We start from the raw sequence: 18,585 nt of genomic DNA, 5'->3' as shown, positions 1-18,585 counted from the left end.
AAGTACCATGGAAGAACCCCCCACCGCGACCTCAACCGACGCCTCCCTACCGCCGCGTCGCAGCAACTCGTTTCGCACGCTGGCCGTGTCGGTGCTGGTCGCCTTCACGCTGGGCGCCGGGCTGGCGACCTGGTTCGCCTGGAACAGCGGCTGGCTCTCTCCCGCCGCCACCGCACCCGAACCGGCGCAGGAGCAGGCCGCGGCCATCGCCGATGCCGAACTGGTCGCCGCCGAAGCTTCGAGCGCCGCGGCCTTGTCGACCACCTCTCCCGGAACCATCGACAGCCGGATGGGCGAACTGGAACGGCGGATGAACCGGCTCGACATGCAGGCAGAGGCCGCATCGGGCCACGCCGCGCGGGCCGAAGGATTGCTCGTCGCCTTTGCCGCCCGCCGCCTGATCGAGCGCGGCGCACCGCTCGGCTATCTCGAAAACCAGTTGCAACTGCGCTTCGGCAACGCGCAGCCCAACGCGGTCCGCACGATCATCAATTCGTCGCGCAACCCGGTCACGCTCGACAACCTGAGAACCGGGCTCGAACGCCTGTCCACCACGGCGGTGAACGAGCCGGAGACGCTTTCGGGCTGGGAACGGTTCAGGTCCGAAGTCTCGCGCCTGTTTGTCCTGCGGAGCGCCGGCTCACCGTCGCCGCAGCCCGAGATCCGGCTCGAACGCGCGCAGGCGCTGCTTGACGACGGGCGGGTCGAGGCAGCCGCCGCGCTGGTCGAACGGCTGCCGAACAGCCAGGAAGTGCGCCCGTGGGTCGCCGATGCCCGCCGCTATGTCGCGGTGCACGACGCGCTCGACCTCGTCGAAACCGCCGCCCTGCTCGAACCGCGGCAGTTGATCGACGGCGAAGGGCAACCGGTGCGCCAGCGCAGCCCCGCCGCCCCGGCGGTGGAGCCGGAAGCCGCCGAAGCGACCTGACCGGCGCAGCTCAGTCGAGGAGCAGCGCCGGGAGCGTTCCCGAAACGCCGCGCGCCTCGTCCATGAACCAGCGTTTCAGCGAAGGGATGCGGTCGATCGCGCTCATCCCCGCGCGCCGCACCGCGCTCGCGGCCTTGCCCGGCACGCCGAAGATCCAGGTCAGCGAATCGGTCGCCAGCGCCACCGAGAAGTCGTCGAGGGCGCGCCAGTCCTGGTAGCGTTTGAGAAGTTGCGCATCGCCCGGCTCCAGCCCCAGCCGCATCCCCTCGGCCAGAACGTCGGCCAGCGCAGCAACATCGCGCAGGCCGAGGTTGAGGCCCTGCCCGGCGATGGGATGGATGCCGTGCGCCGCATCGCCGACCAGCGCCAGCCGCTCGGCCACGATCGTCGGCGCATGGTGAAAGCCGAGCGGGAAGGAGGAGCGCGGCCCGTCGAGGGCAATCTTGCCGAGCACGTCGCCCATCTTCTTCTGCGCCTCCGCCTCGAAGGCGCGGGCCGGCAACCTGAGCCAGGCGTCCGCGTCCTTTTCGGCAACGGTCCAGACCAGCGCGGTGCGGTGGCGGCCCTGGTCGTCGTCGAGCATCGGCAGAAGCGCAAACGGCCCTGCCGGATAGAAGATTTCCCAGGCGACGTTGCCGTGCGGCCTTTCGTGGGTCAGCCCGCAGATCAGCGCGCGGTGGCGGTAATCCCACTTGGCGACGGTCAGCCCCGCCTCCTCGCGCGTGGGCGAACGGCGCCCCTCGGCGGCGACCAGCAGGCTGCCGGCAAAACGTGCGCCGTCGTCGCGGGTAACGGTCACGCCGAAGGCCGTCCGCTCGCGCGCGACGACGCGGCTGTTCGGGTGAAAGGCGATCAGCGGTTCTTCGCGCGCGGCATCGAACAGGGCGATGCGAAGCTGCCGGTTGGCGAACATCCGGCCCAGCGAGCCCTCTTCCGGCTCGGGCCGGAAATGCAGTTCGCCCGGCTTCAACTGATCCGACACCGCGATCGACGCGATGGCGCAGCCGAACGGCTCCAGCGCATCGGCGAGACCGATGTTGGTGAACATGTTCCAGCTTGCGGTCGAAATGGCCGAAGCGCGTCCGTCGAAGCCCTGCGCGGTCTGCGCGGCGGGGTCGGCGGCGTCGAGAACGTGGCTGGAAATGCCCGCCTTGGCGAGCGCCAAAGCCAACGTCATGCCGACGAGGCCGCCGCCCAGGATCACCACGTCGCGGCGGTCGGGCTCCTGCCCGGTCGTCATCCTGGTGCCTCCCTCGGCCATCGGTCGTCTCCATCTGCGGCTTGCTGGACAGCCGCGGCGGCCATCCCTAAACACTGTGCGAACTCCAGCCGACAGATGGCGGCGGTGCCCCGGCAAGGCAAGCCCTGCCCTGACTGCACCGCCCTATCCGCGCACAGGATACGATGACCGCTCTTTCCCGATCGACAATCCATCGCCGGTTCCTCGCGCTTGTCGCGGCGCTGGCCTTTGCCCTGCTGGCGCTGCCCGCGGCGGCGAACAACATCGCCGCGCGGATGGAAGCCGAAGGGCCGGTTGCGCCCGGCGGCACGGTGACGCTGGCGATCGCGATGGATCCGGCCAAAACCTGGCACGGATACTGGCTGAACCCGGGCGATGCCGGTTTCGGGATGAGCTTCGACTGGACCCTGCCTGCCGGTTACCGGGCCGGAACGCCGGAATACCCGGTGCCGGAGGCGCTCATCATCGGCACCTTGATGAACCATGTCTACGAAGGACCTTACGCGATCCTCGTGCCGCTGACGGTTCCCACCGACGCGAAGCCGGGGAGCGAGGTGCCGATCAGGCTGGCCGCCAACTGGCTGGCCTGCACCGACCAGATCTGCGTTCCCGAACGCGGCACGTTCGACACGACGGTGACCATCGCCCAGCCGGGCATCGCACAAGCGGAAAGCGAGCGGTTCGCGAAATGGCGCTCGGCCCTTCCCGCTCCGCTCGATGCCAAGGGACGCTATGCAATCGCCGGAGACCGGCTGCGCGTGGCGATCCCGGTGGCCGCGGCCGCCAGCGTCGCGGAACCGCACTTCTTCGCGGCCAGGGACGACGTGGTGCAATATGCCGCACCGCAGGACTTCGCGCGCGACGGCGACTGGCTGATCGTCGAGACCAAGGCCGATCCGGACGCGGCCGCCGATGCGCCGTTCGATGCGGTGCTGCGGCTCGATCCGCAGGGCAACGGCCTTGCCGTCACGCTCGAACCGGGCGAGGTACCGACCGGCGGGACACCGCTGGCGGGAAGCCCGGACCTTGGCGGCAATCTGGCCTGGCTGGTGCTCGCGGCCTTTGTCGGCGGGCTCATCCTCAACGTCATGCCCTGCGTCTTTCCAATCCTGTCGCTGAAGGCGCTGGCGCTGGCCAAGGCCAACCGCGAAGGCGCCCATCACGAAGCGGTCGCCTATACCGGCGGCGTGATGGTGGCGGTGCTGGCGCTCGGCGCCTTGCTTCTCGGCCTGCGCGCGGCGGGCGAGGAAGTGGGCTGGGCCTTCCAGTTGCAGGAGCCGGCGACGGTCGTGCTGCTGCTGGTGCTCGCCGCGGCGATCACCGCCAACCTTGCCGGGCTCTACGAAATGGTCCTGCCGGGCATCTCCGGCTCGGAACGCGGCGGCGCATTCCTGACCGGGCTGCTCGCGGCCTTCGTCGCAACGCCATGCACCGGTCCGTTCATGGCCGCAGCGATGGGCGCGGCGCTGCTGTTGCCGGTGGCGCATGCGATGCTGCTCTTTGCCGCCCTCGGGCTCGGCCTTGCCTTTCCCTTCCTCCTCGTCGGCTTCGTTCCGGCGCTGCGCCGCGCGCTGCCGAAACCGGGGGCGTGGATGGTCCGTTTCCGGCACGCGATGGCGGTGCCGATGGGGCTGACGGCGCTGGCGCTGGCATGGCTCACCTGGCGCGTCGGCGGCATGCCGCTGCTCGGTCTGGCGCTGCTGGCGACGCTCATCGTGATCCTGCTGCTCGTCCTTGCCGGGCGGCGGCAGCGGCGGGGCCATGGCGCCGGATGGCCGGTGCTGGCCGCCGTCGCGATCGCGATCGTCGCGGGCGGCACCAGCGCGGCAATGGAGCCTGCCGCACCCACCAGCGAAGCCGCGCTCGACGCGGTTCCCTATTCCGCCCGCGCGCTGGCCGAGGCACGGGCGAGCGGCAAGCCGGTCTTCGCCTACTTCACGGCGGACTGGTGCGTCACCTGCAAGGTCAACGAAGCCGCCGCGATCGAGCGTGCCGACACGAAGGTCGCGTTCGAGAAAGCCGGAGTCGTCGTGATCCGCGGCGACTGGACGCGGCGCGATCCGGCAATCACCCGCTACCTCGAGGAGCACGGCGCGGCGGGTGTCCCGCTCTACGCATGGTATGCTCCTGGGAAGGAAGCGGAAATTCTGCCGCAGGTGCTGACCGTCGGAATGCTGACGGAGCGGACGGCCGCGCTGATACAATAAATGTTATATATCAGGTCTTATTTTCAGGAACCGAGGCCTTCCTGCACGGTTACGGCTCCATCGGGGGCGATGCCAAACACCAGCGGTCGTCCGCAACGGGCATCTGAAGGCACGGCCCGGCAAAGGTGGATTGACGGAACGAATGGCGGACTGGGGTTACCAACAAGCGATGAACGCGGCAGCGACAAGCCCGGTGGTATTGCTGGTAGAGGACGAGATGATCATCGCGTTCGACATCGCTGACCAGCTTGAGGCTGCAGGATACAAGGTCAACGGTCCGCATCCCAGCAACACCAAGGCGCTCGGTGCCATAGAAGCCGCGCGGCCCGATGTCGCCATCCTTGATGTCCAGCTGTCCGACGGCGATGTCTACCCCGTAGCGGCGCGGCTTCGCGAAATGGACGTGCCCATCGTCTTCCATTCGGGACATGCCGATCCGGATCAGCTCATGGCCGAATATCCCAACGCCGTCGTCTGCACCAAGCCATGCTCTGCCGGCCGCCTCGAAAGCGCGGTGCGTTCGGTGATCCAGGGCGGCTGATAAAGGCACGGCCTAACCGCTTGCCATAAAAGGTGTTGGATGGTCGGCGCGGCGCTTTGACAGCGACCGGCGGTACCTGACAGTGCCCGATCATGGGCGCACTTCGCAAATCGACGTTTCGCACGGCCTGGCGCAATGGCGGGTGGACCGGGTTCACGGTTCTCACGGCCTCGCTCGCCATGATCGCATTCGGGCTGACCCTTCGGTTTGGCGACATCGACCTCTTCGCCCCCCGTCCGGATTACACCGCCGCATCGTCCCTTCCGGTCGCGGGCCCGGAAGACCGGCTGGAGGCCCGCTTCGGCCGATGCGACGAAAGGGCCCACGACGCCTGCGTCGTCGATGGCGACACGATCTGGTTCGCGGGCGAGAAGATCCGCGTACTGGACATCAACACGCCCGAGACATCCACCCCGCAATGCGAGCGCGAACTCGCCTTGGGCGAGGCGGCGACGGCGCGCATGACCAAACTGCTAAACATGGGCCCGTTCTCGCTCCAGACCGGGCCGGAACTCACCGATCGCTACGGTCGCAGCCTGCGGCGGATCACGCGCGGAGGACGCTCGCTGGGCGACATCCTCGTCGCCGAAGGATTGGCCGAACCCTGGCAGGGTTTTCGCCGCAACTGGTGCTGACCAAAGGCGCCCGTATCCGCGCCGACAGACCCTTGGTCAGGAACCCTCCCCCTCACGCGCCGTTGCAATGCGCATGAGCGTAGATGTCCAACTCCGTGCCATCACCGGTGCTTCCGAGGCCGAGGAGCGTTTCCTGAAGGACAGCATGCTGCTGCTGCGCACGGCGGTGTCCGGTTCGGGGTTCGGCGCGTCAGTCCGCAATGCGCTTTATGGATACACCGGGTGGAGCGGCCTTGCCGAAACGCGGGAGATGTCCGGCGAGGAGATCTGGGACCGCATCGTCATGGGCCGCGAATGCGGTTCGACCGGCGACCACACTCTCGACCTCTCGGTCGAGATCGTCGACATGGAGGGCATCGGCGAAACCCGACTTGGAACGCCGCCGATCCGCATGGCGCGCTGGTTTCTCGACAAATGCATCGAATCGGGCGACCGAGTGAACATGGCCGCGCTTCTGATGCACCAGTGGATGCACGTGTCCGGTTTCGTCCACAGCCCCCACAACATCGGCCACGACGCACCGTCGATCGTCGCAATGCTCGTGCGGCGCGCGCTGGAAACCGATTTCGGCGAAGAGATCGACGCGCAGATCACCGCGCTGCTGACCCTCGACACCTCCTCGTGCGGCTGCCATCCGCGGCAGCGCCACCACGCCGCCTGAAAGCGCGAACCGCCGCGGGGGAATAGCGTGGCCCCGCCGTTTCCTTGGCGCAGCTCAACCCCTATCTAGGGACTATGGCGAGCAGCGCCCTTCCCGACCCCGTTCCCCTCCCCGCGCTTCATGCCAGCCACTCAGGATGCTGGCTGAGCGACGGGGATGGCAACGTGCGCGCCCTCTCGCGCGGAGAGGCGATCATGGCGGCGGCCGACACGCCGCTCTTGATGCTGAATGCACCGCTTGTCGCCAGTCGGCTCGGCTATCCGGAACTGTCCGGGCTGGACCTGCTCGAACTGTTCGCCTTCGTCCATCCCGCCCGATTCATGGTGCCGACGCCCAAGGGGCTGGCGCAAGCGCTCGACCTGCCGGTGCCCGCGCACGAGAGCGAGGTGCCGCTGCTGCTCGCCCGTGCAACCGCGCGTCTGTTCGAGGATTGCGAAGGCGATTCCTGGGCCGAGCGGGAGGGCGCGTGGAGCGCGCTGCAATCGCTCGTCCGGCTGAAATGGCCGTGGAGCAGCATGCTCGCCCCGCACGTGCGTCGCCCCGAGCGGGCCGAGCGCTGGCTCTTTTCCCGGCTGCCCGAATGGGAGGAGCAGCCGCCCCGCCCCCAGCCGCGACACGTCGAACTGGACCCCGATGCGGTCACCGCCCAGCTCGACCGCCTGACGGGACAGGACGCCGAACGCCGCGAAGGGCAGCGCGATTACGCCCGCGCGGCGGCAAGGACGTTCGCCGCCCGCCCGGAAAAGGGTCGGCCCAACATGGTGCTGGCCCAGGCCGGGACGGGCGTGGGCAAGACGCTGGGCTATCTTGCCCCCGCCTCGCTCTGGGCACAGGTAGCAGAGGGCACCGTCTGGGTGTCGACCTACACCAAGGCACTCCAGCGCCAGCTCCGCCGCGAAAGCCGCCGCGCGTGGCCAGACAGGGACGAACCCGACGGCGGACCGCCCGATCGCAAGAGCCCGGCCGTTGTCGTGCGCAAGGGGCGCGAGAACTACCTCTGCCTGCTGAACCTCGAAGACGCGTTGCAAGGCGGGTTCCAGAACCGTGCGGCGATCTTCGCGCAACTGGTCGCCCGCTGGGCCGCGTACAGCGAGGATGGCGACATGGTCGGCGGCGACCTGCCGGGCTGGCTGCCGACGCTGTTCCGCAAGCGCGGGCTGGCCGCGCTGACCGACCGGCGTGGTGAGTGCGTCTATGCCGCCTGCCCGCATTACCGAAAGTGCTTCATTGAACGCGCGGCGCGGCAATCGGCGCAGGCCGATCTGGTCATCGCCAACCATGCGCTCGTCATGGTCCACGCCGCGCGGTCGGGTGGCTTCGATGCCGAACGGCAGGGGCCGTCCCGGATCGTCTTCGACGAAGGCCACCACCTGTTCGATGCCGCCGATTCGACATTCGCCGTGGCCCTGTCGGGGACAGAGGCGATCGAGATGCGGCGCTGGGTGATCGGGCCCGAGGGCAAGTCCAAGGGCCGGCGCCGGGGCCTCGCCGCAAGGCTGGCCGACATCGCCAGCTACGACGAGCAGGGCGAGCGCGCCATCGCCGCCGCGCGTGAGGCGGCGGGCGACCTGCCGAGCGACGGCTGGCTCCAGCGCATCGCCGAGGGCGAACCCTGGGGCCCGCTCGAAACCCTGCTCGCCAGCGTGCGCCGGCTGACGTACGCCCGCGACGAGGCGGGCAGCGAGGCGGGTTATGGGCTGGAAACCGAAGCCGTCGACCTCGACGGCCCGCTGATCGAGGCGGCGGCAGAAGCGCGCGATGCCCTCGCCCGGCTGCGCCAGCCGCTGATCCGGCTGGGCGGACGGCTCGAGGCGATCCTCGCCGAACCGCCCGACTGGCTCGATCAGCAGGGCCGACAGCGCGTCGAGGGGGCGCGTCACTCGCTGGCCTGGCGGATCGACGTGCTCGGCGCGTGGGAAGCGCTGCTCGCGCGGCTGGGCGGTCCGGCCGATGCCGATTTCGTCGACTGGCTCGCGGTCGAACGCGGCGAAGGACGCGAGTTCGACGTTGCCCTCCACCGCCGCTGGCTCGATCCGATGAAACCCTTTGCCGCCACGGTCCTCGAACCCGCGCACGGCGTGCTGCAGACCAGCGCGACGCTCTGCGACCGAACCCCGGAGGGACCGGACTGGACCCGCGCGGTGCAGCGCTCGGGCGCCGAAGCGCTCGGTCTAGTGCCCCGCACGGTCGAGGCCGAAAGCCCGTTCGATTATGCGCGGCAGGCGCAGGTGATCATCGTCACGGACGTGAAGAAGGGCGACATCGCCGGGCTCGCCGCAGCCTATGGCCGGTTGATCGAAGCCTCCCAGGGCGGCGTCCTCGGCCTGTTCACCGCGATAAGGCGACTGCGCGCGGTCCATGCCCGCATCGCCGACCGCCTCGCCCGCAGCGGCTTGCCGCTCTATGCGCAGCATGTCGATCCGATTGATACCGGCACACTGGTCGATATCTTCCGCGACGATCCGCACGCCAGCCTGCTCGGCACCGACGCGTTGCGCGACGGTGTCGACGTACCCGGCGATTCGCTGCGGCTGGTGGTGATGGAGCAGGTGCCCTGGCCCAAGCCTTCCATCCTGCATCGCGCGCGCCGCGCGGCGACCGGCGGCGACCGGGCCGAGCGGCAGGCGCACGACGATGCCATCGTCCGGGCACGTTTGGCGCAGGCCTTCGGACGCCTGATCCGCACACGTCAGGATTCGGGAGCTTTCGTCGTCCTGTCCCCGGCCTTCCCGTCGCGGCTGCTCTCGGCTTTTCCGCCCGGCACGCCGGTGGTTCGCACGACACTTGACGAAGCCTTAGAGATGTTGATCCGTAGCGGATCCTGTGCGAGTGCGGACCCGATCAGCGAAGGAAAACAGGTTTGAAACGGCTGGGACTCCTGCGGCACGCGAAGTCGGAAGAAGAGCCGTCGACCGGCTATGACTTCGACCGGGAGCTGAGCGCCAAGGGCCGCCGCGCGGCAGAGGCGATCGGCCGCTTCATCGGCACGAAAGTCGCGCCGTTCGACCGTGTTCTGGCCAGCCCGGCGCGCCGCGTGCAGGAAACGCTGAACATCGCGCTCGATGCCATGGGCAAGGCCGCGCCGGTCGACCGGGCAGAGGACCGCCGGCTCTATCTCGCAACGTCCGATTCGATCGACGACGTGATCGCCGAACTGGGCGGCGATGCCGACAGCCTGCTGCTGGTGGCGCACAATCCGGGGCTGGAAGATGTGGTGCTCGACCATGTGCCGGCCAAGGGCGGCTCGCCGCTGCGCGACATCGTGGCGCAGAAGTATCCGACGGGCGCGTTTGCGGTCCTCGAGTTCGACATCGATTCCTGGGCCGACATCGGCGGTGCCCAAGCGCGCCTCGTCTGCCTGACCCGCCCGCGCGATCTCGATTCGACGCTGGGGCCCGAAATCGCCGGCTGACGGCTAGGCGTCGATCATCCCGATCCGGCGATAGAGCCGCTCGGCCGCCGGATTGTCGCCACGAACCTTGAGCGAAACCGTTTCCAGCCCTCGTGCGACGAAGGCGGAGAAACATCGGGCCAGCAGGGCCGTGCCGATTCCCTGACCGCGCAGATCGGCCCGCACCGCCAGGTCCTTGATGAAGCCGCTGGTCCAGCACTGCGCCACGCCGGCAAGCTCTGCGCCGTCGCTGACCAAGAAAACGAGGCCCGGATCGAATTCGGGGTCGCTGAGCAGACCGGGCCACCAGGTATCGAAGTCGGCAACCTCGCCGCCGCCCGAAGCATAGGCCCGGCGCAGCAGGACGTGGACCGCCGGCGGATCGCGCAGCGGGTCGAAGCTGCCAAAGGCAAGATCGTCCGGCAGGACGCACGCGGGCAACGGACCGCTCAGTCGCCGCTGCAGCAGGATTGCATCGGGCGGAGCGGTCAAGGATCGAGGGCATTCGCCAGTTGCGCGCGGATCTGTCGCAAGCGGGCCTTCAACGCATCGTCGGTGCCGCGCCCCTCGGCCGCGGGCGGAGCCGGCGTGTCGGCGGTGCTCTGCTCCAGCGTGCGAACCGCATCGCGAATGCGGGCGACGATCTGCGGCGGCGGCCCGGTCGGGACCTGTCCGGCCACCACCGGAGCGGCCCTGCCGGCACCTGTCTCGATCGCCTTTACCGCGCCGCGGATGGTGTAACCGTCACGGTTCAGCAGGCGGTCGATCGTCTGCAGCAGTTCGACATCGGCAGGCCGGTAATAGCGCCGACCGCCGCTGCGCTTGACCGGGCGGAGCATCGGAAACTGCTCCTCCCAGTAGCGCAGGACGTGCGGCTTTATGTCCAGCGCGGCGGACACTTCACCGATCGTGCGAAAGGCCTGCGGATCCTTGCCGTCTTCGAACAGGGTTTCCTGCATGGAGTCGCGGCCGGGAATCCGTTTACGAACCGCTGACGCGGTCCTTCAGCATCTGGCTGGCGCGGAAGGTCAGCACGCGGCGCGGCGTGATCGGCACTTCCACCCCGGTCTTGGGATTGCGGCCGATGCGTTCCCCCTTGTCGCGCAACAGGAAAGTCCCGAAGCCCGAGATCTTCACGTTTTCGCCATCCGCCATCGCCTCGCACATCAGGCGCAGGATCGATTCGACCATGCTGAGCGAGTCGGCGCGGCTAAGCCCCACCTTGTGATGGACGGTGTCCGCGAGGTCGGCGCGGGTCAGTGTTCCGACAGAGCGCATGATTTGCAATTCCCCGATTGCCCCCAGGAGTGCGACCTCTGACGTTAGCTTATCACACAGCGATGGCTTCACGCCAATCCCAATGACGCAAAAAATCCCCTCGCTGTCGATACTTGATCAACTTTGAAACCAGTTTGCAGCAATCCGCGTACCGGATTCACATGCGTAGCAGGCTGGCACCCCAAGTGAAACCGCCGCCCATCGCTTCCAGCATGACGAGATGGCCGGGCTGGATTCGTCTGTCGCGAACCGCCAGATCGAAAGCCAGCGGCACCGAGGCGGCCGAGGTATTGGCGTGCAATTCAACGGTCTTGACCATTCGGTCGGGCGACAGGCCGAGCTTCTTTGCCGTGGCGTCCAGGATCCGGGCATTGGCCTGGTGCGGCACGACCCAGTCGATCTCCGCCGGGGCGTGGCCGGTTTCGGCCAGCACTTCCTCGAGCACGCCGGCAAGGTTGACGACGGCGTGGCGAAAGACCTCGCGGCCCCTCATGCGGAGCTTGCCGACCGTCTGCGTTGTCGACGGTCCGCCGTCGACGTAGAGCAGTTCGTTGTGTTCACCGTCGGTATGCAGCCGGGTCGCGATGATGCCGGGGACGGTCGCAGCATCCGCCTCGGGAAACTCGCGGGATTCGAGCACGATCGCCCCCGCGCCGTCGCCGAACAGGACGCACGTCGTGCGATCCTCCCAGTCGAGAATGCGGCTGAAGGTCTCCGCCCCGATCACCAGCGCACGCTTGCCCATCCCGCGATGGAGCAGCGCGTCGGCGGTGCCCAGCGCGTAGAGAAAACCCGAGCAGACGGCGGCGACGTCGAAGGCGTAGGCATTCTTGCAGCCCAGCGCTTCCTGCACCTTGCTCGCGGTGGACGGGAAAGTCTGGTCCGGCGTTGCGGTCGCCAGCACGATCACGTCGATCTGGTCGGCGGTCAGGCCCGCCGCCTCGATCGCCTTACGCGATGCGTCGGTCGCCAGCGTCGCCGTGGTCTCGCCCTCCCCGGCGATGTAGCGCTGGCGGATACCGGTCCGTTCGACGATCCATTCGTCGGTGGTGTCGATCTCCCTGGCGAGATCGGCGTTGGTGACGAGCCGCTTCGGCAGGGCCGAACCCGTACCGGTGACGACGGAGCGACGAACCGTGCCGCTCACTTCGCCCGCCCTGCCGCAGGCGTTTCGGTGCCGCGCGCGAGGTCGGCGGAAATGCGGTCGATCAGGTCTTCCTCCAGCAGCCGTGCGGTCACGGCGACGGCGTTGGCGACGCCCTTGGCATTGGCACTGCCATGGCTTTTGACCACGATGCCGTTGAGGCCGAGGAAGACGGCGCCGTTGTGGTTGTTGGGGTCGAGATGGTGCTTCAGCAGTTCGGTCGCCGGGCGACTGACGAGGAAGCCCACTTTCGACCGCAGCGAAGACTGGAAGGCGTTGCGCAGCAGGTCGGTCACGAACCGGGCCGCACCTTCCACCGCCTTCAGCGCGATGTTGCCGGAAAACCCGTCGGTCACGACGACGTCGACGTCGCCGCGATTGATCTTGTCCGCCTCGATGAAGCCGCCGAACGTCAGGGCCAGCCGCTCGTCCGCCTTGCGCAGCTTGTCCGCCGCGTCGCGCAGCGAATCGGTGCCCTTGATCTCTTCGGTCCCGATGTTGAGCAGCCGCACGCGCGGTTCGGCAAGGCCGGTGGCGATGCGCGAATAGGCCGCCCCCATGATCGCGAACTGCACCAGGTTGCGCGCGTCGCAATCGGTGTTGGCGCCAAGGTCGAGCATGACCATGTCGGTCTCGCCGAGCGTGGGCAGCAGTGCGGCCAGCGCGGGACGGTCGATCCCGGGCATCGTGCGAAGCGACAGCTTAGCCATCGCCATCAGCGCGCCGGTGTTGCCGGCGGACACCGCCGCCCCGGCATTGCCCTTCTTCACCGCGTCGATCGCTAGGCCCATGCTGGTCTTGCGGGCACGACGCAGCGCCTGGGTCGGCTTCTCGTCGCCGGAAACGGCCTCGGGCGCGTGGAGGATCTCCGACGCGCCGCGCAGGTTCGGGTGATTGTCGAGCGCGTTCTTGATTCGCTCCTCGTCGCCGACGAGGAGGAACTTGAACCGGTCATGGCGACGGCGCGCCAGCGCGGCGCCCTCGATCATGACACGGACGCCATGATCGCCGCCCATCGCGTCCAAGGCGATACGCGGCAAGGTCATGGTCTACGTCCTAGCAAGTGTCTGGCGGGCTGTCAGAGCCCGACGGAAACGATCTCGCGCCCGTTGTAGTGGCCGCAGGCGTCACAAAGGTTGTGCGGGCGCTTCAATTCGCCACAGTTCGGGCATTCGTGGAACGCCTCGACCTTCAGCGCATCATGAGCACGACGCATACCGCGACGGGACGGCGAAACTTTTCTCTTGGGGACAGCCATTTCGGCACCTGTTCAATCAATAACGACGATCTTGCGTGCCGCCCTAATCCAGCAGGATGCCCGGGACAAGCCTGATGACAGGCCCGCCCGCGATCCGATGGCACAAGGGTGCGGCGAAGGCGCGCGCTATAGCGGTTTTGGCGCGGGTTGCAACCCGGATTCCATGCCGCATCCCGCAGCGCCTTATTGCTTCAACGCCATGTCCGCGACGAAGGGATTGCTCTGCCGCTCGGCACCGAACGTGCTGATCGGGCCGTGCCCGGGAATGAAGGTGGTCTCGTCGCCCAGTGGCCAGAGCCGGCCGGTGATCGAATCGATCAGCGTCTGATGATCGCCGCGCGGGAAATCGGTGCGACCGATCGAGCCCTTGAACAGGACGTCGCCGACGATTGCGAACTGGCTGGGCGCGTGGTGGAACACGACATGTCCGGGGGTGTGGCCGGGGCAATGGATGACGTCGAGTTCGAGGTCGCCCACGCGCACCGTGTCGCCGTGGTGCAGCCAGCGGTCGGGTTCGAAGCTGTGCGCCTCCATCCCCCAGCGTGGCCCGTCGTCGTCCAGCCTTGCGATCCAGAACCGGTCTTCCTCTTCCGGCCCCTCGATCGGCACGCCCATGTCCTTCGCCAGCACGCCCGCGTTGCCGCAGTGATCGAGGTGGCCGTGGGTGACGAGGATCTTTTCCAGCGTCACGCCGGCGCGGGCGATCGCGTCCTTGATGCGGGGCAGGTCGCCGCCCGGATCGACGACGGCGGCCTTCATTGTTTTGGTGCACCAGATCAGAGAGCAGTTCTGCTGCAGGGGGGTCACGGGGACGATGGCGGCGCGCATCGGTGGTTCGGCCGGCGCAGTCTGGGGCGAGGTCTGATCGGTCATGTCCGCGGATGTGGCGGGCGCGGGGTCAGATTGCAAGCGAGCGCCATGGCCCACGATTGCGGCCCGGCGCTGCGCGATGGTAGGCCATTACCATGCCCGACCTGACCTTTCGCGACGCCAAGCTTGCCGACATCCCCGCGCTGGAACGCCTGATGGACGAGGACGCGTTCGGCGCCGCCCGCGACCCGGTGCTGACGACGCGAGAGGACCACGAACGCGCGCTGCTGCAGATAGAAGCAGACCCGAACAACCGCATCATCCTGGCGGAAAGCAGCGGATCGGTTGTCGGGACCTTCCAGCTCACCTTCATTCCCGGCATCGCGCGGCGCGGCAACCTGCGCGGGCTGATCGAATCGGTGCGGGTTGCGCAGGCGGCGCGGGGCGGTGGGATCGGCGCGGCGATGATGCACCATGCGATAGCGCTGTGCCGGGCACGCGGCTGCCATCTGGTGCAGCTGACGAGCGACCTTGGCCGGCCCGATGCGCATCGCTTCTACGAAAGGCTCGGCTTCGTGGCGACGCACGCCGGGTTCAAGATGACCATCTAGCCCGCACTAGATCCGGCCGCCCTTCCAGACGACGCGGCCCAGCACCTCGACCTCTACGAGCGAGACGTCGGCCTCCGAGGGGTAGGCCTTGTTGTCGGAAATGACCGATACCCGCCCTTCCCTCTCGAACAGAAGTCGCTTGACCAGCAGGGTGCCGTCGCGCCGGATGACGTGGATGCCGTCACGCAGCCGTCCGCCGAACTGCACGTCGGCGCGGGCGACCAGGATCTCGTCCCCGTCGGCAAGCGTCGGGTCCATCGAATCGCCAGCCACCGAAAGCGCGGCCAGTGCGCCCGGCTGCAGGCCAAGCTCGCGCAGCCAGCCTTCGGAAAAGCGCAGATGGCCCACCGGCGCATCGTCGTCGGCAAGCGCGCCCGGCCCCGCCGACGCGCCGAGGGCCAGACGCGGCACGTCGATCCAGCCCTTCGCCAGCCCGCCCTTTGACTGTGCATAGGATTTATCCTCGATTTCCTGACCGCCCAGTTCCGATTCGGCCACCCCGAAGAATCGGGCCAGCGTGCGCCGGTCGTTCTCCTCCAGCTTTCGCGGGCTGCCTTTCCTGATAAATTGCTGCAAATACGTCGTATTTCGTCCTATTAGCTTGGACAGGGCGGAGAGCGACACGCTCCGCCGCTCGGCAAGCTCGACCAGTTTCACGCGTGCAGGATCGTTAACCATTCCGCATTCCTACATAATGTATTTTTCCTAGACAAGTAGGATTTCGCGCGGCAGCTAAGGATTATTCCTACAGCGAATCGCCCCTGCGGGTGATTCATCAACAGGAGGGTCGCTTTGCTGCTGAGGGACATCGAGAAATTCCTGCGCCGGACGGGCATGCCGGCCACTAAGTTCGGTCGCCTAGCCGTGCGCGATCCGCGCCTCGTGCTCGACTTGCGCAATGGCCGCGAACCCCGTCGCCGCACGGTGATCCGAGTAGAACATTTCATGAACAACTACTTTCCTCGTTTCACAAGTCCTCAGGAGTCGCTCGATGTTCGCTGATTTCGCCGCCACCCCCGACGCCGCTGCCAAGCGCGATGCACATGGCGATCGGCCCGCCCGCCGTGCCGCCCGCCCCACCGTCGGCGACAGGCTCGAACATTCGCTCAAGGCCCTTGCGGAAGGCCACGGGCAGGTCGTCATCCACCGCGAAATCCCCTGGGCCAGCATCACCTTCTGCGGCACGCGCCACACGATCTCGATCTGCTTTTCCGGCATCGCCGCGGTGGAGGCAGGCGACCGCCTGATCGCGCTCCTGCCCGACCACGAATTCGCCATCCCGGGCCAGCTCGTCGCCGATGCGCAGGTCCTTGGCGCGGACCACGCGCTCCTGCCCGAACCGGTGCTGCGGGTCGAGCTCGAGCTCCTGCTGCTCGACGATCACTGAGGCCCGTGCCGGAACAGAACAGGCGCGCACGTCTTCTTCAGGCATGGACGTCATCAGCAACGACACACCCCGCGCCCCTCATAACGGGCCGCACGTCCCCTCGCCGTTCACCCTTTCGCCCCGCGCCTGGCTCGATACCGCACGGCGCGGCTGGGCGCGGGCAGGCGATCACAACATGGGGCTTATCGCGGCGGGCGTCGCCTTCTACCTGTTCCTCGCGATGGTGCCGCTGCTGGCGTCGGTGATCATGCTCTACGGCTTCTTCGCCGATCCGGCCACGGTAGCGGGCCACATGGCCCGTCTGTCGCAAGCCCTGCCGCCGTCTGCTGCAGAGATCGTGCGCGGCCAGATCGAGGCGGTGGTGGCGGGGCGCGGCGCCCGGACCGGCCTGGCCCTGGTCGCCGCCCTGGCACTGGCGTTGTTCGGTGCGCGCAACGGGGCGGGGTCGATGCTGACCGCCCTCAACATCGCCTTCGGCTGCCCGGAAGGGCGCGGGTTCGTGCATCGCAACCTTGCCGCGCTGGGCATCACGCTGGGCGGTGCGCTGGCGGCCGCGCTGCTGTTTGCGGGGATTGCCGCCTTCGGCGCATTGCAGGCCGCGGTCGCGCCCGGCGCGGTTCTGCTGTCCGGTGCGGCGCAGCTCGCGACCTCGCTCGGGCTGATGGCGGTCCTGTCGGCGGCAGTGGCCATGCTCTACCACTTCGCCCCGGCCTGCGCGCAGCCATCGCTGCGCTGGCTCACCCCAGGCTCGCTGCTGGCAGCGGTGATCGTGGCCGCGCTTACCTTCCTGTTCGGCGTCTATGTCGCCAACTTCGGCAATTACAACGCGACTTACGGCGCGCTCGGCGGGGTCGTCGTGCTGCTGACCTGGATGTGGCTGACCAGCTACGTCATCCTGCTCGGCGCGGAATGCGAGGCGGCGCTGATCGAAAAGGCGCGACCCCCGCGCGACTAGCCGCCCAACCGCCACTCCCAGCCGAGCGGATCGCCATCCATCACCTCGACGCCCATCGATGCCATCTCGTCCCGGATCGCGTCGGAGGCGGTGAAATCCTTGTTCGCCCGCGCCGCCTTGCGACGCTCCATCGCGGCGTCGATCCAGGCCTCGTCGACCGCCGCATCCCTTGGCCGGATCCGCAATTCCTCACGCGGCAGCAGCGGGAGGCCGAGCGCCGAAAGCATGGCGCCGACGAGAGAGGCCTTCTGCTCGGCGTCCACCTTCTTCATCGCCGCCGCCTCTTCGAGCACGGTCAGCGCCACCGCCGTGTTGAGATCGTCGGACAGCGCGGCATCGAACCGGTCGATCAGCGGCGTCAGCTTCGGATGCGTCACCGTCTTGCGCACCGAATCCCGCGTCGCGCCGTCGGTGACGAGGTCCAGCAGGCCCCGCGCCGCGCCGAGCAGCCGCTTCAACCTTACCAGCGCCGCGCCGAGGCCATCCCAGCTGAACTCCAGCTCGCTCCGGTAATGCGCCTGCAGGCAGAGCATGCGGTAGGCGAGCGGGTGGTACCCCTTGTCGATCAGCAGTTGCAGGCGCAGGAACTCGCCGCTCGACTTGCTCATCTTGCCGGACCGCTCGACGAGGAAATTGTTGTGCATCCAGATGCGCGCGCCGCTGTTCTCGGCCGCGTCCAGCCCGCCGGTGCAGCAGCCCGCCCGATGCTCCAGATGGGCCTGGTTCTGGGCGATCTCGTTGGGATGGTGGATCTCGCGGTGGTCGATGCCGCCGGTGTGAATGTCGAAGGGGAAGCCGAGCACCTGGCCGCTCATCACGCTGCATTCAAGATGCCAGCCCGGCGCGCCGCGTCCCCAGGGGCTGTCCCACTCCATCTGGCGCTTCTCGCCCGGCGGCGTCTTGCGCCAGATCGCGAAGTCGGCGGCATTGCGCTTGCCGTCGACGGCCTCGATCCTGCTCTCGCCCTCCTCGGTGACGGCCCGCGCCAGCCGGCCATAGTCGGCCACCGTCGACACGTCGAAATAGAGCCCGCTGTCCAGCTCGTAACAATGCTTCGGCGCAATCTCCTTCGCGAAGGCGATCATCTCGTCGATGAAGTCGGTGGCGATTGTCCAGCGCATCGGCTGGCGGATGTTCAGCGCCTTTACGTCGGCCCAGTAAGCCTCTGTGTAATGGCGCGCGATATCCCAGATGGATTGCGCCTTTTGCGCCGCCATCTTCTCCATCTTGTCCTCGCCCGCGTCGGCATCGTCGGTCAGGTGGCCGACGTCGGTGATGTTGATGACGTGCCTGAGGTCGTAGCCCTTCCACGTCAGCACCCGGCCCAGCGTGTCGGCGAAGACATAGGCGCGCATGTTGCCGATATGGGGGTAGTTGTAGACCGTCGGCCCGCACGAATAGACCCGCGCCTCGCCCGCGTGGACCGGGACGAATGCCTCGGCCCGGCGAGTCAGCGAATTGAACAGGGTCAGCGGATGATCGGCGGTCTCGGTCATCCGCGCGCCTTGCCGCAGCGGGCGCGGGCCGGTCAAGCGGCGT

Annotated in this window: 21 protein-coding genes; 11 read left to right on the top strand and 10 right to left on the bottom strand. The window is 67.9% G+C overall.

What is annotated here, in order from left to right:
- The first annotated feature begins 7 nt into the window (after positions 1–7).
- On the top strand, positions 8–928 hold the full coding sequence (locus J2X37_RS16235) for a hypothetical protein (protein ID WP_310023306.1): 921 nt from the start codon (positions 8–10) through the stop codon (positions 926–928).
- A gap of 10 nt (positions 929–938) precedes the next feature.
- On the opposite strand, the gene J2X37_RS16230 is transcribed toward J2X37_RS16235, so the two are convergent.
- Positions 939–2,168: a UbiH/UbiF/VisC/COQ6 family ubiquinone biosynthesis hydroxylase gene (locus tag J2X37_RS16230; protein WP_310023304.1), complete on the bottom strand. Its 1,230-nt coding sequence runs from the start codon at positions 2,166–2,168 to the stop codon at positions 939–941.
- Positions 2,169–2,332: 164 nt separating this feature from the next.
- Here J2X37_RS16230 and J2X37_RS16225 point away from each other — a divergent pair, with 164 nt between their 5' ends.
- The 6 genes from J2X37_RS16225 to J2X37_RS16200 all read left to right on the top strand — a co-directional run bounded on the left by J2X37_RS16225 (position 2,333) and on the right by J2X37_RS16200 (position 9,624).
- On the top strand, positions 2,333–4,375 hold the full coding sequence (locus J2X37_RS16225) for a thioredoxin family protein (RefSeq protein ID WP_310023302.1): 2,043 nt from the start codon (positions 2,333–2,335) through the stop codon (positions 4,373–4,375).
- Positions 4,376–4,544: 169 nt separating this feature from the next.
- Positions 4,545–4,916, top strand: a complete 372-nt coding sequence (locus J2X37_RS16220) for a response regulator (RefSeq protein ID WP_310023300.1) — start codon at positions 4,545–4,547, stop codon at positions 4,914–4,916.
- 92 nt (positions 4,917–5,008) lie between these two features.
- On the top strand, positions 5,009–5,551 hold the full coding sequence (locus J2X37_RS16215; protein ID WP_310023297.1) for a thermonuclease family protein: 543 nt from the start codon (positions 5,009–5,011) through the stop codon (positions 5,549–5,551).
- Positions 5,552–5,624: 73 nt separating this feature from the next.
- Positions 5,625–6,212 carry a hypothetical protein gene (locus J2X37_RS16210; RefSeq protein WP_310023295.1) on the top strand — a complete coding sequence of 196 codons (588 nt, stop codon included), beginning with the start codon at positions 5,625–5,627 and terminating at the stop codon, positions 6,210–6,212.
- Positions 6,213–6,286: 74 nt separating this feature from the next.
- Positions 6,287–9,076 carry an ATP-dependent DNA helicase gene (locus J2X37_RS16205; protein WP_310023293.1) on the top strand — a complete coding sequence of 930 codons (2,790 nt, stop codon included), beginning with the start codon at positions 6,287–6,289 and terminating at the stop codon, positions 9,074–9,076.
- Positions 9,073–9,624, top strand: coding sequence for a histidine phosphatase family protein (locus J2X37_RS16200; RefSeq protein ID WP_310023291.1), 552 nt, complete (start codon positions 9,073–9,075; stop codon positions 9,622–9,624). The genes J2X37_RS16205 and J2X37_RS16200 overlap by 4 nt, the downstream gene beginning before the upstream one ends.
- Before the next feature lie 3 nt (positions 9,625–9,627).
- Here J2X37_RS16200 and J2X37_RS16195 read toward each other — a convergent pair whose 3' ends face one another.
- The 7 genes from J2X37_RS16195 to J2X37_RS16165 all read right to left on the bottom strand — a co-directional run bounded on the left by J2X37_RS16195 (position 9,628) and on the right by J2X37_RS16165 (position 14,156).
- Positions 9,628–10,095, bottom strand: coding sequence for a GNAT family N-acetyltransferase (locus J2X37_RS16195; RefSeq protein WP_310023289.1), 468 nt, complete (start codon positions 10,093–10,095; stop codon positions 9,628–9,630).
- Complete coding sequence (locus J2X37_RS16190; RefSeq protein WP_310023286.1) at positions 10,092–10,562, bottom strand: MerR family transcriptional regulator; 471 nt, start codon at positions 10,560–10,562, stop codon at positions 10,092–10,094. Before J2X37_RS16190 ends, J2X37_RS16195 begins: the two co-directional genes overlap by 4 nt.
- A 22-nt stretch (positions 10,563–10,584) precedes the next feature.
- Positions 10,585–10,881: an integration host factor subunit alpha gene (locus J2X37_RS16185; RefSeq protein WP_310023284.1), complete on the bottom strand. Its 297-nt coding sequence runs from the start codon at positions 10,879–10,881 to the stop codon at positions 10,585–10,587.
- A gap of 157 nt (positions 10,882–11,038) precedes the next feature.
- On the bottom strand, positions 11,039–12,028 hold the full coding sequence (locus J2X37_RS16180) for a beta-ketoacyl-ACP synthase III (protein WP_310023282.1): 990 nt from the start codon (positions 12,026–12,028) through the stop codon (positions 11,039–11,041).
- Complete coding sequence (gene plsX, locus J2X37_RS16175; RefSeq protein WP_310023280.1) at positions 12,025–13,071, bottom strand: phosphate acyltransferase PlsX; 1,047 nt, start codon at positions 13,069–13,071, stop codon at positions 12,025–12,027. The genes J2X37_RS16180 and plsX overlap by 4 nt, the downstream gene beginning before the upstream one ends.
- 32 nt (positions 13,072–13,103) lie before the next feature.
- Positions 13,104–13,283: a 50S ribosomal protein L32 gene (gene rpmF / locus J2X37_RS16170; RefSeq protein WP_066558963.1), complete on the bottom strand. Its 180-nt coding sequence runs from the start codon at positions 13,281–13,283 to the stop codon at positions 13,104–13,106.
- A gap of 183 nt (positions 13,284–13,466) precedes the next feature.
- Positions 13,467–14,156 carry an MBL fold metallo-hydrolase gene (locus tag J2X37_RS16165; protein WP_310023275.1) on the bottom strand — a complete coding sequence of 230 codons (690 nt, stop codon included), beginning with the start codon at positions 14,154–14,156 and terminating at the stop codon, positions 13,467–13,469.
- Positions 14,157–14,248: 92 nt separating this feature from the next.
- Here J2X37_RS16165 and J2X37_RS16160 point away from each other — a divergent pair, with 92 nt between their 5' ends.
- Complete coding sequence (locus tag J2X37_RS16160) at positions 14,249–14,704, top strand: GNAT family N-acetyltransferase (RefSeq protein WP_310023273.1); 456 nt, start codon at positions 14,249–14,251, stop codon at positions 14,702–14,704.
- 6 nt (positions 14,705–14,710) lie between these two features.
- Here the strand turns inward: J2X37_RS16160 and J2X37_RS16155 are convergent, their stop codons facing one another.
- Positions 14,711–15,382, bottom strand: coding sequence for a S24 family peptidase (locus tag J2X37_RS16155; protein ID WP_310023272.1), 672 nt, complete (start codon positions 15,380–15,382; stop codon positions 14,711–14,713).
- Between the two features lie 114 nt (positions 15,383–15,496).
- Here J2X37_RS16155 and J2X37_RS16150 point away from each other — a divergent pair, with 114 nt between their 5' ends.
- Genes J2X37_RS16150 through J2X37_RS16140 form a run of 3 tightly spaced genes read left to right on the top strand, consistent with a single transcriptional unit; the run spans position 15,497 to position 17,046 of the window.
- Complete coding sequence (locus J2X37_RS16150) at positions 15,497–15,706, top strand: hypothetical protein (RefSeq protein WP_310023270.1); 210 nt, start codon at positions 15,497–15,499, stop codon at positions 15,704–15,706.
- A complete protein-coding gene (locus J2X37_RS16145; RefSeq protein WP_310023268.1) occupies positions 15,696–16,091 on the top strand; it encodes a hypothetical protein in 396 nt (131 codons plus the stop codon). The genes J2X37_RS16150 and J2X37_RS16145 overlap by 11 nt, the downstream gene beginning before the upstream one ends.
- A 43-nt stretch (positions 16,092–16,134) precedes the next feature.
- Entirely contained in the window at positions 16,135–17,046 is a 912-nt protein-coding gene (locus J2X37_RS16140) for a YihY/virulence factor BrkB family protein (protein WP_310023265.1), read from the top strand.
- Here the strand turns inward: J2X37_RS16140 and cysS are convergent.
- Positions 17,043–18,542: a cysteine--tRNA ligase gene (gene cysS / locus J2X37_RS16135; RefSeq protein WP_310023263.1), complete on the bottom strand. Its 1,500-nt coding sequence runs from the start codon at positions 18,540–18,542 to the stop codon at positions 17,043–17,045. The two genes, J2X37_RS16140 and cysS, sit on opposite strands and share 4 nt — an antisense overlap.
- Between the last annotated feature and the right edge of the window lie 43 nt (positions 18,543–18,585).

Origin of the sequence: Croceicoccus sp. BE223 (assembly GCF_031457155.1) — a bacterium.
Lineage (GTDB): Bacteria > Pseudomonadota > Alphaproteobacteria > Sphingomonadales > Sphingomonadaceae > Croceicoccus.
Note: the sequence above shows the minus strand (reverse complement) of the source record. Positions and strands in the feature narration are given on the sequence as shown.

Coding starts and splice junctions, on each gene's coding strand:
- J2X37_RS16235 (WP_310023306.1), top strand. CDS start 8: ATGGAAGAACCCCCCACCGCGACCTCAACCGACGCCTCCCTACCGCCG.
- J2X37_RS16230 (WP_310023304.1), bottom strand. CDS start 2,168: ATGACGACCGGGCAGGAGCCCGACCGCCGCGACGTGGTGATCCTGGGC.
- J2X37_RS16225 (WP_310023302.1), top strand. CDS start 2,333: ATGACCGCTCTTTCCCGATCGACAATCCATCGCCGGTTCCTCGCGCTT.
- J2X37_RS16220 (WP_310023300.1), top strand. CDS start 4,545: ATGAACGCGGCAGCGACAAGCCCGGTGGTATTGCTGGTAGAGGACGAG.
- J2X37_RS16215 (WP_310023297.1), top strand. CDS start 5,009: ATGGGCGCACTTCGCAAATCGACGTTTCGCACGGCCTGGCGCAATGGC.
- J2X37_RS16210 (WP_310023295.1), top strand. CDS start 5,625: ATGAGCGTAGATGTCCAACTCCGTGCCATCACCGGTGCTTCCGAGGCC.
- J2X37_RS16205 (WP_310023293.1), top strand. CDS start 6,287: ATGGCGAGCAGCGCCCTTCCCGACCCCGTTCCCCTCCCCGCGCTTCAT.
- J2X37_RS16190 (WP_310023286.1), bottom strand. CDS start 10,562: ATGCAGGAAACCCTGTTCGAAGACGGCAAGGATCCGCAGGCCTTTCGC.
- J2X37_RS16185 (WP_310023284.1), bottom strand. CDS start 10,881: ATGCGCTCTGTCGGAACACTGACCCGCGCCGACCTCGCGGACACCGTC.
- plsX (WP_310023280.1), bottom strand. CDS start 13,071: ATGACCTTGCCGCGTATCGCCTTGGACGCGATGGGCGGCGATCATGGC.
- rpmF (WP_066558963.1), bottom strand. CDS start 13,283: ATGGCTGTCCCCAAGAGAAAAGTTTCGCCGTCCCGTCGCGGTATGCGT.
- J2X37_RS16165 (WP_310023275.1), bottom strand. CDS start 14,156: ATGACCGATCAGACCTCGCCCCAGACTGCGCCGGCCGAACCACCGATG.
- J2X37_RS16160 (WP_310023273.1), top strand. CDS start 14,249: ATGCCCGACCTGACCTTTCGCGACGCCAAGCTTGCCGACATCCCCGCG.
- J2X37_RS16155 (WP_310023272.1), bottom strand. CDS start 15,382: ATGGTTAACGATCCTGCACGCGTGAAACTGGTCGAGCTTGCCGAGCGG.
- J2X37_RS16145 (WP_310023268.1), top strand. CDS start 15,696: ATGTTCGCTGATTTCGCCGCCACCCCCGACGCCGCTGCCAAGCGCGAT.
- J2X37_RS16140 (WP_310023265.1), top strand. CDS start 16,135: ATGGACGTCATCAGCAACGACACACCCCGCGCCCCTCATAACGGGCCG.
- cysS (WP_310023263.1), bottom strand. CDS start 18,542: ATGACCGAGACCGCCGATCATCCGCTGACCCTGTTCAATTCGCTGACT.